This is a genomic window from Paenibacillus sp. BJ-4 (assembly GCF_020404765.1).
Taxonomy (GTDB): domain Bacteria; phylum Bacillota; class Bacilli; order Paenibacillales; family Paenibacillaceae; genus Paenibacillus.
Window position 1 is genome coordinate 123,575 of record NZ_JAIVEM010000140.1, and the last position, 16,845, is coordinate 140,419.

Below are 16,845 nucleotides of genomic sequence, written 5' to 3' on the forward strand. Positions count from 1 at the left end.
TATACGCGCCGTAGAGTACAATTTCAACATAAGATACTGCTTATGATAAAAAACGGATGCTGCCTTAAAAGGTCAGCATCCGTTTTAGTTACATGCTCACTCCCCAGGAATTTTCAGAGACCTAATTGCCTCCATGAGTGGAATCGCAGCAGATTATCCAATATACTTGTATGGAACTCCAAGGAAGGCTTGGGTTTACATAAGAAAGCTAGCACAGTAATAGAAATAAAAATGAATGGAGTACATAAAATTATGTCTAATTTGCCAAATTGCCCTGAATGTAATTCAGAATACACTTACGAGGATCGCAGTCTTTTTATTTGCCCAGAATGCGCTCATGAGTGGTCTTCCGAGTCAGAAACTGTAAGCAACGAAGATGTGAAAGTCGTCAGAGATGCGAATGGTAACGTTCTGCAGGATGGTGACTCTGTAACCGTCATTAAAGACCTGAAGGTTAAAGGAAGCTCATCTGTCTTGAAAATTGGTACCAAAGTGAAGAATATCCGCCTAGTGGACGGCGATCACGATATTGATTGCAAAATTGATGGTTTTGGAGCGATGAAGTTAAAGTCGGAATTCGTAAAAAAGAATTAAAATGTAAGAGGGTGGATTTCCAACGCTCCATGCTCATATAGATGTTATAGCGGTGCCAGCCATACGGTCCCTGTTCCCCTGTACACATTAACCAGCCCTTCGCCGGAAGCGGCGGAGCCCATTTTGGTTTTTCCAGATTTTTCGACGGTGAACTGTAAGGTATTGGACCACATGAGGGCAAAGTTGCCATCCACCTTCAGGATATCATTTTGCAATTCTATGATGACTGCTTCTTCGGAAGGGATCGGCGCTTGTAGTGCCAGAACTCCTTTTCCCCGGGCGCTTAGGTTAAATAATCCTTCTCCACCTAATGCGGCAGAGGAAAGATTACTACGCGCAACGACGGATATGTTCAGCGTGGCATCACAAGCTAAAAACAGGCCGTCTTCGATGGCAATGTCATCATTATCGACATCAATAAGCCAGATATATTGATAAGTAGGCTCCAGCATAATGGTTCCTGTGCCTTTGTAGTGAGGTTTAATGGCACCTGTCCCCGTCACAGCACCGGACACCAAGTTACGCATTAAGCCTCCTACGCTTTTTACGCCGGTAGTCATTTCCATGCTACCCACAGTATATTGCATGGCCCCCGCCTTCATCATGATTTCGCTATTGTTGATTTCGATCATGAGCTGTTTGCGGCGCATGTTACTTTTACTCATATAGTAACTGTCTTTCGCAGCCGCAACCGAGGTGCAGCTCAAATCTGTTATGTATTCCAGTACCGTAAATCCACCGAGTTGGTCAGTGATGGCAACATTGCTGTTATCCTTTAAGTTATTAATGACAAAAGCCATAAATGTAAGCGCCTCCTTGTTGTATTCATGTTGTAGGGATGGGAATCCTCTTAAAATATTCGACAAAGAGACTTCGTTTCCTGCGGCGAATATGGACGCTCTCCTGACTGATCCAGACCCAGAAAAGGAAAGCTTGAAAAAGAAACAAAAAAGGTTCAATATAAAGATATCCACTTTTAAAATGGTTTGCTTTGCAAGCCGCTGGATAAGAACAAGACATGAAAATAGGGGGTAGGACCAGTGGAGATAGGTATAAGCACGTTTGTAGAAACAACGCCGGATCCCCAAACGGGTGAGGTCATCAGCCACGCACAACGAATACGTGAAGTTGTCGAGGAGATTGTGCTTGCAGATCGGGTAGGGCTGGATGTGTACGGCGTAGGGGAGCATCATCGAAAAGATTATGCGGCATCTGCTCCGGCTGTTATACTGGCTGCGGCGGCGGCACAGACACAGCGAATTCGGTTAACCAGTGCGGTCACGGTGCTATCATCGGATGATCCAGTGCGGGTATTTCAGGATTTTGCTACACTGGACGGCATCTCGAATGGACGGGCTGAGATTATGGCAGGGCGGGGTTCTTTTATTGAATCGTTTCCGCTGTTTGGATATGAATTGGATAACTATGATGAGTTGTTTGATGAAAAGCTGGAACTGTTATTGAAAATACGCGAATCCGAAAAAGTGACCTGGAAAGGCGGACATCGGCCTGCAATCAACAATTTGGGCGTGTACCCACGTCCGGTCCAAAATCCGTTGCCCGTATGGATTGGCAGCGGGGGCAACCAGGAATCCGTAGTCCGTGCCGGATTGCTCGGATTGCCGTTGGTGCTGGCTATTATTGGAGGTAGTCCTGAGCAATTTGCGCCATTGGTGGAGTTGTACAAAAAGGCAGCTAAGCACGCAGGCCATGACGTATCGCTGCTTCCGGTTGCATCCCACTCGCATGGTTTTATCGCGGAAAGCACCGAGCTTGCAGCGGAAAAGTTTTTCCCTCCCACCCAGCAAAGCATGAACGTCCTTGGGCGTGAGCGTGGCTGGGGGCCTTACACCCGTTCCAGCTTCGATGCCGCACGCAGCTTTGAAGGAGCGTTGTATGTAGGCGATCCCGATACAGTTGCTAAGAAAATCATCCACCTGCGTAAACAGGTAGGCATTACACGTTTTCTGCTCCACGTGCCTGTCGGTACGATGCCGCATGAAGATGTCATGAGAGCTATTGAGCTGCTGGGAACAGAGGTAGCGCCACAGGTGCGCGAGGAGATATCCAAGTGGGAATCCGAGAGTAAATAAGCGGATTTACCACAATAGACAAAAGAGAAAGGAGCAGACCATGGGGGAGGTCGCTCCTTTTTTGGTTCTAAAATAATCTGTATATACGAGATGAAAAGACAACTCTTAGTTTGGCTTAGATAGCCTGTTTTGCGAAATGCCTAATTATTTATTTAGTCCGTTTTTTATGCGCGATACGTTTCTGCAATAAAGCTTTTCCTTGTTTTAGTCTCTTGGGTGTTGCAGGTACTCTGCGTAAAATAGGCTTTTCTTGTGTTGCTTTTGAAGGCAGTGTCATGCGGAGAGTGGATGATGCAGGTTTTCTTTGACTGCTGCTCGTTATAAAGCTGATAGTGTAGTTCAAGACGAACGGGCCAACTGTAATTCTCCGCAGCCCCACGTTTCTACAAGTGGTACAGCCTGTATCCCAGCACCAATCGAAGGCATTTTCGGGAACTTGAGTGAAGTATGATCCCCGCCATTCGCGTCCAAAATCATCCTCCCCATAATAGAAGAACGTGTTACCGCCTGCGAAGCCACTCCAGACCTGAATGGTCTGACCTGGGTTAACACGGAACCAGCCTGCTTTAGAGTAGTTAACAGGACTACAGCTGAAGTCCGGGTAGGCATAGACCACAAAGATAGCTGCATTAGTGCTGTTGTGAAAACTGAGGCCCATTGTCGTCACTTCTTTCCTCATATAGTAATCTTACAGTGTATCCTATGAAAATTTTGCAAGAAGGAAATGGACAGGAGTCTCTTAATCGCTAAAATTGAACCATTTGTGGATGTCTATTTTTTTATATTCATTTATAGATCGCCATTCGTTCGTGTCTGGTTGATAGGTATAATCTTTTTGCCAGGTCATGATATTTTCTAGAATTGCTCGTATGGAGGATGTGAGATAGGAGACTTCCTGATTCGTCATCATGGGATGGAGGGACAGGCGCACCCAGCCCGGTTTTTGCGATAAATCTCCCGCATGGATTAGGCTTGTCATTTGAGTAGAGGTTTGTTGATCGATGCCCAGCAAATAGTGTCCGTAGGTCCCTGCACAAGAGCAGCCGCCCCGGACCTGAATTCCAAACCGATCATTCAGTAATTTTACAATCAGGTTATAGTGAATATGGTCGACAACGAAAGAAACGATTCCCAGCCGATCTCGGCTGCTTCCACCCAAAATGTGCAGGCCTGGTATGGTGCTCAAGCCTTTTAGCAATAATGACGTTAACTCCTTTTCGCGCTCCAACATGCGGCTTTGACCCATCTGTTCTTTTAGTTGAATGCAGAGCGCCGTTCGAATGGCCTGAAGAAAAGGAGGGGTACCTCCGTCCTCGCGTGCTTCGATGTTATCTTTATACTCATACCCACCCCAAGGATTGGTCCAGTTTACCGTACCGCCCCCAGGCTGATCCGGAGCATAATTAAAGCATAGTCTCGAATCCATAATTAAAACGCCGCTTGTACCGGGACCACCAAGAAATTTGTGCGGTGAAAATACAATTCCGTCCAGCTTCTCAAGGGGTTCCAGGGGATGCATGTTGATCTCGGTGTAAGGGGCGCTTGCAGAGAAATCAATAAAACAAACGCCGCCATACTCATGCATTTTGCGGGATAGCTGGTAAATAGGTGCTTCAAAACCTGTAACATTGGAGCAGGCTGTAAAAGCGCCAATCTTGACAGGCCGATGCCGGAATTGAAACAGCAGCCGTTCGAGATGAGCTGGATCGACGATTCCGCCGGGACCCGGCGGGATACATACGACGTCCCCGATGGTTTCCGCCCAGGAGATATGATTGGAGTGATGCTCCATATGCGTAACAAAAATAACGGGACGTTCTTTTTCAGCGATTGGATAGAGGTGCTTTAATTTCTCATGTATTCTCAATCCTAACAACCGTTGGAGTTTATTCACCGCACCGGTCATACCAGACCCGGCAAACATAATGATATCGTGTTCGCTGGCATGAACATGGTTCTTAATGATTCGTTTCGCCTCTTCATAGGCTTGGGTCATCAGGGTGCCTGTCAAATTAGACTCCGTATGCGTGTTCGCCACAAAAGGGCCCAAATCATTAGCTATTTTCCACTCGATGGGCCCATACAGACGGCCGCTGGCTGCCCAATCCGCATAAATCAGCTTTTTTTGTCCATACGGAGATTCAAAGGTCTGGTGATATCCGATTGTACGTTCACGATACCTTTGAAAATAAGCCTCGTTAGAAGGCTGATACCTACAATTACTGCTTCCAATTCGAGCCATGAGCATACGGCGCCTCCCAAGTCGTTCTGTTTTCTTAGGGTACGTAGGTAGGCCTGAATAGGTTAAAGAAAATAGCGAGTGTCATCATTTAGTCAAAAATAAAAGCCTCGTCCATAGGCGGACAAGGCATGAATGTATCTCAGATAAACAGCTGCATATCGGATTCGAGTGCATCTTTTAGATATGTTTTGGCCTCGATAATTTCCAGTTCAGGTATAAACTCTTCCGGTTTAAAACCCATAATATCTACCGATAGCTTACAGGCATAAAATTTAACGTTCTTTTTCCGTGCCCCCTTCAAAAAGTGAATCAGCTTTGGGGCTTCATTATCTTCGATCATTTCCGTCAGCATCAGCTTGCCCAGACCGCTAAAATTCATTTTGGACAAAGGAAGCTCCTCGGGTCCTTTTGGAGTCATCCAGCCCATGATTTTTTCGTATATCGTTTTGTCCTCAAGCGTCATCTTCTCGGGATCACGAACCAGAAATAACCCCCAGAACGCAAAAAACATGGTAACCTCTACATCCAGCTCACGAGCTGTATTTGCCAGAATCAGTCCAGCCATCGCCTTATCGTAATCGCCGCTAAACATAAGCAGATTCATTCTTTTGTCCACAATCTTCCGCCTCCATTACCAACAGATATATTCAGTATGGATTTGGAAATGAGAACTATGCTCAGTTCACATATTGATCACAATTGTAGCGTTGCTTTCTCATATGGAGATAAAGGGCCGGATGCTTTCTTTCAGTGAAGTGAGCGGTCCACCGATCAGCTGTTCCAAATCATCCGACGTGGAGCGCGTATCTATTTTGCTCAAGAACCCGAATATCCAATTTTTGATTTGGGGGTCCTGACGGAGGGAGACGGATCTGCCTGTAAGCTCGGACAAAGCTGCTGTCAAATCTGAAAAGGTCCAGGGACTTGAAGCAGTGAACTCATATTTCTTGATCCTATGGCCTGGCTCGGACAGCACTGCTGCGATTCCTCTGGCAAGATCCCAACGCGTAACGGTGTTAAACTTCCATTCCCCAGGGTAGATATCGAGTTTGCCCTTTACTATGGCGGCATTCAGATCGAGTGTTTCGACAAAATCGGTATACAATGCATTCCGTAGAAAAGTATAAGGAATTCCGGTGTTACGAATGGCATGTTCTGTAGCCAAATGTAGATAGGAGAGGGGAATAGAGCCGGCCTCAGGAAAGGCAAAGCTAGTATATAAAAGGTGTTCCACTTTACATTTTTTGGCCGCTTCTATGATATGAGTATGTTGGCGGATACGAATCGTATCGTCGAGATGTGAACTTGAAATCAACAGCAGTTGGGTAGCTCCCACGAATGCTTGCTCAAGTGAATCGGGTTGATCGTAGTCACCAAACCGGACTGTAATTTCCTGTTCCTCATAGTGTTTTCCGGTTTCAAGGTGGCGAACACAAGCGATAATTTCATGAGGCGAGACCTTTTGAAGGAGCTGTTGTATGATTAAGCTCCCCAATTTACCATTTGCTCCCGTAATAACAATCGACATTGAATACCATCCCTTTATACAAACAAAATTTTAGTTAAGAACTTAACCAAATGCGTAAAAGAACTGTACTACGTTCTCTTTAATTTGTTGAGCAGGGAAAGGAGCTGCTTCAATTCCTGATCATTCAACACCTGCATTTTTTCCGTAATCCTCTGCCGGTTTTCGGGTAAATTACGCAGCAGGAGGCTTTGCCCTTCGCTTGTTATAGAAATCACCGATTTTCTGCCGTCTTTGGGATGACGTTCCCGGCGAATGAATCCTTCGTTTTCCAGCGGGCTAAGCAGCAGGCTAATATTCGATTTGGTGACGCCGATTCTTTGGGCGAGCACAGATGGAAGAATTGTGCCTCCTTCCTTCAAGATTTCAACCAAAATTCGAATTCTGGCTCCATTGGTTCCTTTGGAATGCCAGTATTTTTCTGAGACATCAACTAATCCGGCTGTCGTTTCCACCAGTGAAAAGAAAACCAGAGAATGCAGCGGCAAATCAAGTACGTAATCCTGAAGGTCTTTTATAAGATCACCACCATGTTATAGTTAAGTGCTTAACTAGTTTCAATTTACTAAAGTTCACAGTACTTGTCAAATTACATTTTTATGCGCTATAAATCTGATTAAACGCATTCCAAGGTCGCTACCCGCTGTTTTATCTGTTTGGACCGCACCGTTACCAATGTCATATCTACAAACCACTCCCATTCTGTATAATTTCAAGGGAATTCAAGACACAAGCCTGAGATCGGGAGGATCATGAGAAAGTGAGTATAGAGAACAAATATAAAGCACTTGAACTGGAAAAGCCGGGCATCTACGAGCTGGAGGGACTGGAAGTCGGGGTCACCTCCAATTGCAACTTCAAGTGTGATTATTGCTGCGCATATCAGCGAAACGACGGACAATGCATTAGCAGCAAGGAGGTCATTGGTATTATAGATGACATTCCAACGTTAAAACGTGTGCGACTATCCGGGGGAGAAGTGACCTTAAAGTATGAGGACTGTCTGGACATTGTGGCTCACTGTTCGAGCAAGGGAATCGCTACCCAGCTCAATACCAATGCTAGCCTGCTCAGTCCTGAGCGAATTGAGAGACTGCGTGATGCAGGGCTGTCCAACATTCATATCTCCTTTAACTTCACGGACGCCGAAAAATATTCAGCCTATTATCATGTTCACCCTCGCATGTATGATAAAATTGTTCAGAACATTCGGTTATGTACCGAAGCCAAACTGGAAACGGTGCTGGAGACTTTGCTGTTTGCGGAGACGCAAAACAACATGCAAGCCATCAGCGAGATGGTATACGAGCTCGGTGTGCGCATCCATGAAATCCAAAATAGCATCGAGATGGATCATACGAACTGGAACGCTATTTCCACCAAAGAAGCACTCGTCCGTTCCGTTCATGACCTGATTGCCCATAAAAAGAACGATACCGTGCTGTATTTCACCTGCATGGACCGTTTTGCAGAAGCGCTGGGCTTCAAGGAGCAGCCGGGCGTTTATTTTTCCAACTGTGTTGATGGTAAAAAGCAGCTTCATCTTCATGGAAACGGTGATATCCTGATCTGTGAGCTATGCCATCCTGTGGTCATCGGCAATATTTATAATGGAACGTCCTTAAAAGATATCTACACTCATAGACCTAAGCCGCTTCAGGAGTTTCTCGACAAACTGCCTTGTCCTGCCTATGATGCGCTTTTCCCGAATGGGCTCTGAGAGAGGAAAGATGTAAGTAATCGGATTAATCGTCACAATTGTTATTGCATTGAACCAAAACAAAAAGAGATAGACCGCCCTCGGACAAGGTAAACGGTCTATCTTCTCTGATCTAAACCACAGCCAACCGCCCTTAAAAGCGGCTGTTGCTAAAGAGCAGGGATGTTACCGCATCCTTGCTCTTTTTTATTATATACTTGTTGACTATATTTTATCAGCATTTACAATGTTTTAATGAAAGGGTTTACATGTTATGAATAGATACATGTTATCTTCTTATGAAAGAAGGAATAGATATGAAATATAGAAATGTAGGCAGCAGCGGTCTTAAAATTAGTGAAATCGGTCTCGGTAGTTGGTTAACGTACGGTACAGCCGCCGAGCAGGAAGCAGCTCATGCCTGTATTGCCAAAGCGGTTGAGCTGGGGATCAATTTCTTTGATGCCGCGAACGCGTATAATCGGGGTGAAGGCGAGAAGGCTATGGGGGCCGCCTTGAAGCCTTATCGAAGAGAGAGCTATGTGCTTTCTACCAAGGTTTTCTTCCCTATGGATTCCGGCCCCAATGACAGGGGACTGTCACGCAAGCACATTATGGAGCAATGCGAGGCGAGTCTTCGACGTCTTGGCACCGATTATATCGACATTTACTTCTGTCATCGGTATGATCAGGACACTCCTTTGGAAGAGACGTTGCGGGCGCTTGATGACCTTCAGGCTCAAGGCAAGATCCTGTATGCTGCGGTTAGTGAATGGAGCGCTGCTCAGCTCACGGATGCCTATGGCATTGGGAAAAGATTGAATCTGCGGCCGCTGATTGCCAATCAACCCATCTATAATATGTTCGAGCGTTATATCGAACATGAGGTGCTCCCTGTATCCGGACAGTTGGGGATTGGACAAATTGTATTTTCACCTTTAGCCCAAGGTATACTGACGGGTAAATATAAGCCGGGACAACCTATACCGACGGGTAGCCGCGGGGCTGATGCCTCCGTCAATCATGTCATCAGCAGCTATATGAACGATACCGTTCTAGACTGTGTCCAGGAGCTGGATAAGCTGGCAAAGGATCTGGGGATCACCCTGTCGCAACTGGCGCTTGCCTGGATTTTAAAAGAACCAGGTATTAGCGCTGCGCTCATCGGGGCCACTAAACCGGCACAAATCGAGGAAAATGTGAAAGCGGTCGAGGTGACACTTCAACCGGAGATATGCAATGAAATTGAGCAGATTCTGAAGCACGTAAAGGGATTTGAGCCTTTGCGGTAAGCTAGGCATCAACCCAAAAGCCTCGCTCCTCCTGTTTGTGACAGAGAAGGGCGAGGCTCTTTTTAACTTGCTTCAAGCATGGCATAAATACCTGAAACCACACTAAATACAATTCCGCTCACTAAAACAAGGATTTGCTTCTTACTGAGGTCCAGCGGATCAAAAAAGATGGGCAGCAGCCATTTTAGGCTGATGACAGCCCATAAGCCTTCCAGCAATCCCAGCATCAATACCTTTTGCCCCAAGAGAAGCTTCATTTGCGGTGTTAGCGGACCTGCAAGAAACAGGTCACCTGAAGCGTAGATGTTCAAGGAAACGATGATTACAAATACAAGAAGAATCGACAAGGTCGCAAAAATATAGGTGATATCTTTGACAGCCTCTTTCGTGAGCTTTGGCGATTTTTTAAACTCCGGTAAGCCAATCAGGAAAAAAACGATTCCTATGAAAATAGCCACGCCTACAGATGAACCGAGTACAATATTGGCTAAGATGCTGATGCCATTGATGAGTAATAATAAAATAAGCTCTCCCCCTTGGGGTAACGACGATAGTCATTTTATTGTACACGTAGGCACGAAAATGCTCAAATATATGGAAAAGCCCCAGTGCTTTCGCCTGGGACTTTTTTGACTTTTGCCGATTATAATGCTGATTTAATTACCTTTTTATAATACAGGATGGATAGTATCCCGAAAATGGAGTATAAGGCAGTGTATAATACCATAACGAGGATCATAGGCATCCAAACTTCTGTTCCAAACAGGAACCAGCCTGATTGGACAGCGAAATAGCTGTGCGAAAGGCCAATGACTAAGGGGATGCCAAAGTTAAAGATTTGTTTAATTTGAATACCTCTGAGCAGGTCACCCTGTGTGAACCCCAGCTTTCTTAACACGGTATAATTCGCTTTTTCGTCTTCGCTTTCATCCATTTGCTTAAAGTATAGGATACAGCCCGATGTAATAAGAAAGGTCAGTCCTAAAAAGCCGACAATAAACATAATGATGCCCATATGCATTTTCTGATTGCTGCTCATTTCCAGGCGTGATGTTTGTTGATCACTAAAATGGGCGGCTTTAAAGAGGCGATCGGCTGCTTGGATTTGCTCTTCATGAATCATATCAATTCCGATGTATAAAGACGATTTCTTTTGAATTGCAGGATTGATATCCTTCTTTAGCCGCTCAAATACAGCCTCGTCTACAATCGCAGTGGGAAGTCCTCCGGCTGTAAAATAGTAGGGAGTCACATACTCCTTTTTTAGTCCCAAATACTGTTGGTGAATGACTTCTTTATTCCCCTGTAAATCCAATGGACCTGAGCTTTTCAAGGACATGAATTTCTGCAGCAGATCATTATAGCCCGTTAAAATGGTTTGATCTGGAGATACATCCGTCCCTTCCACGGATTGATCGCTTATGACAGGCAACGTCATGGAATTCCCACTGATATTTAGTCCTTCCAAAGGAGTCTCCATGATTTGCGCGGTGTTCACACTGACTTGAATGACTTCAATTTTCTTTTCACGGTATTTTATATCATGCTCAAGCAGTATCTTTTTGAACTTCTCCGCATCTGGTATATTCGTCAGCGCAAAATGAGTAGGCACATTGTCTTCAGCTGCTTTGTCTGCTGAATAGTAGGCGATATAGCTCAAGGAGAGTAAGCCGATGGCAAGTGCCGATACTGTCGTAATAATGGTCAATAACAAAGCATTGGATTTCATGCGGAACATAATGGATGAGAGAGACAGCACCTCATTGATGTTTAAATAACCGCCTTTACTTTTTCTAATGATATTTGAAATAAAGCGAATAGATCCTTTATAAAAAAGAAGTGTTCCGATGATGACTGAGCCTAGAATAAAAAGCATAGCCATAAACAATTCATTCATGGATGTAAAGTCTCCACCAAACAATTTGGAAGAGACATAATATCCTAGTGCAATGAGTGATATTCCAAAGATCCCTATGATCATTTCATAGATGGATATTTTCTTGATTTTCCCTTCGGTTGTTGAAGTGACCCTGAACAAAGACAAAATGCTCTGTTTTTTAATAAAGGTATAATTCATCATCATAATCAAAAGGTAGATGATACAAAATACGACGAGTGTTTGAACAAGCGCCTGGTTAGAGAAATACAGAGTGGCAATCGCATCGATGCCGGTCGTTTTAAATAAGATCATGATCACTAATTTGGAAAATGAAAATCCAACCACTATGCCGATAAATAAGGAACTGAAATATAAAATTAAATTCTCTGCACTCAGGATGCGAAAGATTTTATTTTTGGTCATTCCGATTAATTGAAACAGGCCAATTTCTTTGCTGCGTCTTTTGATAAAAATATTATTAGCATATAAAAGGAAAATGCAGACAATGGCGACCAGCAGGACGGAGGCTGCACGTATGGAAGCTGCACCTTTAACAGAGCCCTTCACTTCGTCCATAGAGGGATCGTATTGTAATGTGACAAAAGCGAAATAGAGCGCAACACTGAAAATGAGAGCAAAGACATACAGGTAATAATTTTTCAGGTTTTTTTTCAAGTTCTTTAGGATAAGTTGATTAATGTTCATATTGGACCCCGCCTAAGACCGCTTGGGTTTTCATGATATCCTGAAAGAAGCTTTGTCTTTCCTGCCCACCTTTATGAAGCTGCGTGTACATGTGTCCATCCTTAATAAAAATGACCCGACTGCAATGGCTGGCAGCGACAGGATCATGCGTGACCATAATAATGGTTGCCTTGCGCTTCTGGTTTAACTGGCCCAGCTTGTTTAATAAATCCGAAGCCGATTTGGAATCCAGCGCACCTGTAGGCTCATCGGCAAAAATAATACTGGGCTCATGAATAAACGCTCTAGCCGCAGATGTACGTTGTTTTTGTCCGCCCGAAATTTCATTGGGATACTTATCTTTTAGCTCATAAATCCCCAGCTCTGTAGCCACCTCCTGAAATCTTCGGTTGGCTTCTTTTTTAGGTGTTCTGGTGATGGATAAGGGGAGAAGGATGTTTTCTTTTACGGTTAGCGTATCCAGCAGATTATACTCTTGAAAAATAAAACCTAAATGCTTTTTGCGGAATTCAGCCAGTTGTTTTTCCTTCATTTTCGTCATTTCGATGTCATTGATTTTAATGGACCCTTGGCTCACCTGATCAATGGAGGACAGGACATTCAACAGTGTAGTTTTTCCTGAACCAGAGGCCCCCATAATACTGACAAATTCACCTTCTTCAATCAGGATATCAATTCCCTTTAATACCTCTTGCATATTTAACTTATTGCCATAGCTTTTATGAATTTTATGTGCTTCCAATATGTTCATTTTGACGCACTCCTTATTGTTCTTGTAGCTTTATTATAAAAATAGGGACGTTGTTTTTCCTTTGATTGAGCGAACAATACATAGAAGCATGTGACATCTCTGTCACATGCTCATCATACTGACGAAATCGTTTCGCTTGGGGAAGATTAAAGTAAAGGTTGTACCAGCGCCCGGTTTGGAGTGGACATCGATATGTATGAGCAGGGGCTTTGCCGCCTTTTTCGTTAAATATAACCCCATACCCGTGGAAGTATGATCAGAATGTTGGGTCGTGGATGTAAAGCCTTTGTCGAAAATGCGGGGGATATCCTTCGGATCAATGCCGCGACCAAAGTCTTGAACCTCCAGCCGTATGCGATCATTTTGCTCATAGCTGTGAATGATAACATCACTGGCATCGCTATATTTGATGGCATTGGTTAAGAGCTGCCTGATGATAAAAGCCAGCCACTTGGCATCACTGAGAACTTCCATTTGCTTAAGCTGGATGTCAAAGCCAATCCCTTTTTGAATGCACCAGGATTGCAGGGTTTTGATCTCTTTATAAACGAGAGATTTTAGATCCACTTGTTCTACATACAAATCATTTTCAATAAAAGATATGCGCTTTTGGTGGAGCTGCTGGTCCAGCAGTAAGTGAATGCGTAGCCATTCATACGTTAGCTGAGCCTTAAGCGCTTTGTCTTCCAGTCGCTCAATCATCAGATGCATGGCAGTCAAAGGCGTTTTCACCTCATGAATCCACGATAGTAGCTCATCCTTTTCGTGCTCCAGGGTCAATTGGTTTTGCGAAATGATCTGTTGTAGCCGCTCGGTCTGTTTGCTGATTTTTTGTTCAACAATTTGTTCAAACGGACTTTCCGGTTCACCCATCCCGGTTAGTTCAAGCGGGCTTTCCCATTCCTCCAGTGTTCTATAGAATTTGGTTTCCTTGGGATAGCGGATGATTAAAAAAAACAAGAAAACCATCATCGATAAGAAGACGATATATAGAACCGGCATCAACGGGATTGCCGTATCCACGTAAGCGATGAGAAGGATAAGTAATTGCTGGCAAACAACTAGCAGAATCCAGCTCATTCTTTCCATAAGGTATTTTTTAATCATAGCCCGGGACCTCTTCTGTAGCCATGTACCCTTGCCCCACTTTTGTTTCAATGAAATGTCCCAAATCCAGCTCGTCCAGTTTTTTTCGCAGACGATTCAAGTTGACTGTTAAGGTATTGTCGCTGACAAAACGTTCATCATCCCATAGGTTTTTAATGAGCTCCTCCCGGGCGACAATTTTATTTTTTTGCTCAATGAGCAGCTTTAAAATGAAAATTTCGTTCTTGGTTAATTCGATAGAGCCAGCCTCATTGGCCACGATATTTTTTTCATAATCCACTGTGGCTCCACACCATGTTTTCAGGGAAACAGGCTCTGTATTGTAATTATATACGCGGCGAAGAGTCGCCTGTAATTTTGCAATGAGGACATCAAAATGGAATGGTTTTTGGATAAAATCATCAGCTCCAAGCTGCATGGACATGACCATATCGGTAGGATGATCACGGGATGATAAAAAAAGAATGGGGACATTCGAGTGGGATCGAATCATTCGACACCAATGAAATCCATCAAATTTCGGCAATTGAATATCAATCACGACCAGATCAGGCTTGATGGCTGAGAATTCCTGAATGACTTTACTAAAGTCTTGGATACCATATACATCATAGGCCCATTGAGTTAGCCGATCTTTCATTTCATGGAACAAAGTTTCATCATCTTCAATTAGTAAGATTTTGAACAACGGTTTCACCACTTTTTACTTTTTATAAAGAGTATAGCAAAATTTGTGTAAGTGCTATATGTGAAGATTCAACTTGATATTGCGATAATCTGCTGTTAATAGTTGAGGTTTATAGTTGGTTGATATCTATGATCTCATATATTTTAAAGGATGGATGCAATGATGGGAATTCACACGTATTTTCGATCACTGAATGAGCTCGAAAGAATTATTCGTTGTCCAGGCAAATTTAAGTTTGAAGAACACAGCGTATCTGCTCATTCATGGAAAGTGGTGCAGTATGCCAAAACGCTGGCTGATATTGAAGAGAGAAACGGTGTAAGCATTGACTGGAAAAAGCTTTACGAGATTACAAGCAGCCACGATTACGGGGAGATTTTTATTGGAGACATTAAAACGCCTGTTAAGCATTCCTCTAAGGAACTCCGATTATTAATCCAGCAGGTCGAAGAAGGTATGATTGATTATTTTATTGAAGAGAATATTCCCGAGGATTTCAAAGCCATTTTCCGCAAACAGTTACGAGAAGGTAAAGATGATTCTGTAGAAGGCTTAATCCTTGAAGTGGCGGATAAAATGGATCAGGTGTACGAGGCATTCGCTGAGCTTCAGCGGGGAAATACCGAAAAAGAATTTATAGTGATGTATCGTAATGCGCTTGTGAAAATTAAAAACATCCGATTAAAATGCGTGGATTATTTTTTGGAAAATATCCTGCCGGATATGGTAAAGGAAGAAACGCCTTCATCCATTGATATTAAAAAAATTACGGAAGAAGCATTAGCATTGTAAATGTATTTTCCTACCGTCCAGAAGCTACAGAAGCGCTTCTGTTCATACATAATGATTCGTTTTTTGAGTGAATAAAGGAGCCGTCGTATGAAAAAAAGCAATAAGGGTAGCAATTAAACTGCCCTTATTGCTTTTTTTAGCTGGTTCCCGAGGGAGATCTTTGTTACTTATTCCGAAAAAGGATTCGGGAAATTCGTTTTAGTGGCTGAATATTGCTCCTAACCTCCTGGTGATAATTTTGAAACCGAATTTCGCTCGATAATTCGTTTCTCATATATATAGGAAATTTACACGCGCCTCTTACAACCCAGATATCAAATTTTCTTAAAAATATTTGATATAGCGTGTTCCGCGATACCGCTTGACTTCAAGTTAACTTTAAGTAGTAACATACTGGGTGTAACGTGATGGTGATTCAGAAAGGCCGATGACTATTATTTTGATACAGGAGTGATTGAAATGAAAAAGAAACAACTGGGTAAAAGTGACCTTCAAGTATCCGCACTGGGTCTGGGCTGCATGGGAATGTCTGAATATTATGGCGAGTTGAATGATCAGGAGTCGATCAAAACGCTTCATCGTGCGCTGGAGCTGGGAATCAACTTCTGGGATACAGCCGATGTTTATGGTATGGGAAAAAATGAGAAACTAATCAGTCAAGTCCTGCGGAGCCACCGGGATGAGGTGGTATTGGCTACCAAATTCTCCATTATGCGCGGAGAGGATGGAGGATTTCTGGGTGTCAGCGGTCGCCCCGAATATGTAAAAGAGGCATGTGACCGCAGCCTGCAAAGACTGGGAGTAGATGTCATTGATTTGTACTACCAGCACCGGGTCGACCCGAATGTACCTATCGAGGAAACGGTTGGCGCAATGAGTGACTTGGTTCAGGCGGGAAAAGTCCGCTATTTGGGGCTGTCCGAAGCTTCTCCTGCACTCATTCGGCGTGCTCACAAGGTTCACCCGATCACGGCTCTGCAAACAGAATACTCCTTATGGAGTCGCGAAGCGGAAGATGAGGTTATACCTACCTGCCAGGAGCTGGGCATTGAATTTGTAGCGTATAGTCCGCTGGGACGCGGCTTTTTGAGCGGGCAAATTCAGAAGTTTGATGATTTTGCAGAAGATGATTTCCGTCGCACCGTGCCACGCTTTCAGCCTGAGAATTTCCAGAAGAATCTTGATCTCGTGCAGCATATTAAGGACCTCGCTGCTCACAAAGGGGTTAAGCCTTCTCAACTGGCCTTGGCATGGCTACTGGCACAAGAGGGCATAGTACCGATTCCAGGAACCAAGCGGGTTGCTTATTTGGAAGAAAACGCTGGGGCAGTCGATATCGCTTTATCCGCGGAGGAAATGGAAAATATTAATGAGATCATTCCCAAAGGAATGGCAGCTGGCCTGCGTTATGCAGCAGAGCGGATGCCGAATTGGCAAGCCGAATAAATCCAACTTTATAACCCAAAAAGCCGTCCTTA

18 protein-coding genes are annotated in these 16,845 nt (G+C 43.9%); 7 read left to right on the forward strand and 11 right to left on the reverse strand.

What is annotated here, in order from left to right:
* Positions 1-252: 252 nt before the first annotated feature.
* Complete coding sequence (locus tag LCF57_RS20110) at positions 253-594, forward strand: zinc ribbon domain-containing protein YjdM (protein ID WP_025716484.1); 342 nt, start codon at positions 253-255, stop codon at positions 592-594.
* 44 nt (positions 595-638) lie between these two features.
* On the opposite strand, the gene LCF57_RS20115 is transcribed toward LCF57_RS20110, so the two are convergent.
* Positions 639-1,394, reverse strand: coding sequence for an AIM24 family protein (locus LCF57_RS20115; protein WP_226002282.1), 756 nt, complete (start codon positions 1,392-1,394; stop codon positions 639-641).
* A 240-nt stretch (positions 1,395-1,634) separates the two neighbouring features.
* Here LCF57_RS20115 and LCF57_RS20120 point away from each other — a divergent pair, with 240 nt between their 5' ends.
* Positions 1,635-2,687, forward strand: coding sequence for an LLM class flavin-dependent oxidoreductase (locus LCF57_RS20120; RefSeq protein WP_226002283.1), 1,053 nt, complete (start codon positions 1,635-1,637; stop codon positions 2,685-2,687).
* Positions 2,688-3,026: 339 nt separating this feature from the next.
* Here LCF57_RS20120 and LCF57_RS28305 read toward each other — a convergent pair whose 3' ends face one another.
* The 5 genes from LCF57_RS28305 to LCF57_RS20145 all read right to left on the reverse strand — a co-directional run bounded on the left by LCF57_RS28305 (position 3,027) and on the right by LCF57_RS20145 (position 6,972).
* Positions 3,027-3,317 (reverse strand): hypothetical protein, encoded by a 291-nt coding sequence (locus LCF57_RS28305; protein WP_413232212.1) that lies wholly within the window; start codon positions 3,315-3,317, stop codon positions 3,027-3,029.
* Positions 3,318-3,426: 109 nt separating this feature from the next.
* A complete protein-coding gene (locus LCF57_RS20130; protein ID WP_226002284.1) occupies positions 3,427-4,935 on the reverse strand; it encodes an aminotransferase class V-fold PLP-dependent enzyme in 1,509 nt (502 codons plus the stop codon).
* Positions 4,936-5,068: 133 nt separating this feature from the next.
* A complete protein-coding gene (locus tag LCF57_RS20135) occupies positions 5,069-5,545 on the reverse strand; it encodes a DsrE/DsrF/DrsH-like family protein (protein WP_025716490.1) in 477 nt (158 codons plus the stop codon).
* Between the two features lie 99 nt (positions 5,546-5,644).
* Complete coding sequence (locus LCF57_RS20140) at positions 5,645-6,457, reverse strand: NAD(P)H-binding protein (protein ID WP_226002285.1); 813 nt, start codon at positions 6,455-6,457, stop codon at positions 5,645-5,647.
* A 68-nt stretch (positions 6,458-6,525) separates the two neighbouring features.
* Positions 6,526-6,972 (reverse strand): MarR family winged helix-turn-helix transcriptional regulator, encoded by a 447-nt coding sequence (locus LCF57_RS20145; protein ID WP_226002595.1) that lies wholly within the window; start codon positions 6,970-6,972, stop codon positions 6,526-6,528.
* A gap of 242 nt (positions 6,973-7,214) precedes the next feature.
* Between LCF57_RS20145 and LCF57_RS20150 the strand changes: the two genes are divergently transcribed.
* Together LCF57_RS20150 and LCF57_RS20155 are read left to right on the forward strand one after the other, a co-directional pair.
* A complete protein-coding gene (locus LCF57_RS20150; protein ID WP_226002286.1) occupies positions 7,215-8,174 on the forward strand; it encodes a radical SAM protein in 960 nt (319 codons plus the stop codon).
* 296 nt (positions 8,175-8,470) lie between these two features.
* Positions 8,471-9,445 carry an aldo/keto reductase family protein gene (locus LCF57_RS20155; protein ID WP_226002287.1) on the forward strand — a complete coding sequence of 325 codons (975 nt, stop codon included), beginning with the start codon at positions 8,471-8,473 and terminating at the stop codon, positions 9,443-9,445.
* Positions 9,446-9,507: 62 nt separating this feature from the next.
* On the opposite strand, the gene LCF57_RS20160 is transcribed toward LCF57_RS20155, so the two are convergent.
* On the reverse strand, positions 9,508-9,792 hold the full coding sequence (locus tag LCF57_RS20160) for a hypothetical protein (RefSeq protein ID WP_226002288.1): 285 nt from the start codon (positions 9,790-9,792) through the stop codon (positions 9,508-9,510).
* A 40-nt stretch (positions 9,793-9,832) separates the two neighbouring features.
* Here LCF57_RS20160 and LCF57_RS20165 point away from each other — a divergent pair, with 40 nt between their 5' ends.
* Entirely contained in the window at positions 9,833-10,078 is a 246-nt protein-coding gene (locus LCF57_RS20165) for a hypothetical protein (RefSeq protein ID WP_226002289.1), read from the forward strand.
* Positions 10,079-10,088: 10 nt separating this feature from the next.
* Here the strand turns inward: LCF57_RS20165 and LCF57_RS20170 are convergent, their stop codons facing one another.
* From LCF57_RS20170 to LCF57_RS20185, 4 genes are all read right to left on the reverse strand, one after another.
* Entirely contained in the window at positions 10,089-12,029 is a 1,941-nt protein-coding gene (locus tag LCF57_RS20170) for an ABC transporter permease (protein ID WP_226002290.1), read from the reverse strand.
* Complete coding sequence (locus tag LCF57_RS20175; protein WP_226002291.1) at positions 12,019-12,780, reverse strand: ABC transporter ATP-binding protein; 762 nt, start codon at positions 12,778-12,780, stop codon at positions 12,019-12,021. Before LCF57_RS20175 ends, LCF57_RS20170 begins: the two co-directional genes overlap by 11 nt.
* Positions 12,781-12,882: 102 nt before the next feature.
* Entirely contained in the window at positions 12,883-13,887 is a 1,005-nt protein-coding gene (locus LCF57_RS20180) for a sensor histidine kinase (RefSeq protein ID WP_226002292.1), read from the reverse strand.
* Positions 13,880-14,575 carry a response regulator transcription factor gene (locus LCF57_RS20185; RefSeq protein ID WP_226002293.1) on the reverse strand — a complete coding sequence of 232 codons (696 nt, stop codon included), beginning with the start codon at positions 14,573-14,575 and terminating at the stop codon, positions 13,880-13,882. Before LCF57_RS20185 ends, LCF57_RS20180 begins: the two co-directional genes overlap by 8 nt.
* Positions 14,576-14,737: 162 nt before the next feature.
* Between LCF57_RS20185 and LCF57_RS20190 the strand changes: the two genes are divergently transcribed.
* Both LCF57_RS20190 and LCF57_RS20195 read left to right on the forward strand, forming a co-directional pair.
* On the forward strand, positions 14,738-15,367 hold the full coding sequence (locus tag LCF57_RS20190; RefSeq protein WP_226002294.1) for a YfbR-like 5'-deoxynucleotidase: 630 nt from the start codon (positions 14,738-14,740) through the stop codon (positions 15,365-15,367).
* A 459-nt stretch (positions 15,368-15,826) separates the two neighbouring features.
* Complete coding sequence (locus LCF57_RS20195) at positions 15,827-16,813, forward strand: aldo/keto reductase (protein WP_226002295.1); 987 nt, start codon at positions 15,827-15,829, stop codon at positions 16,811-16,813.
* Positions 16,814-16,845: the final 32 nt, after the last annotated feature.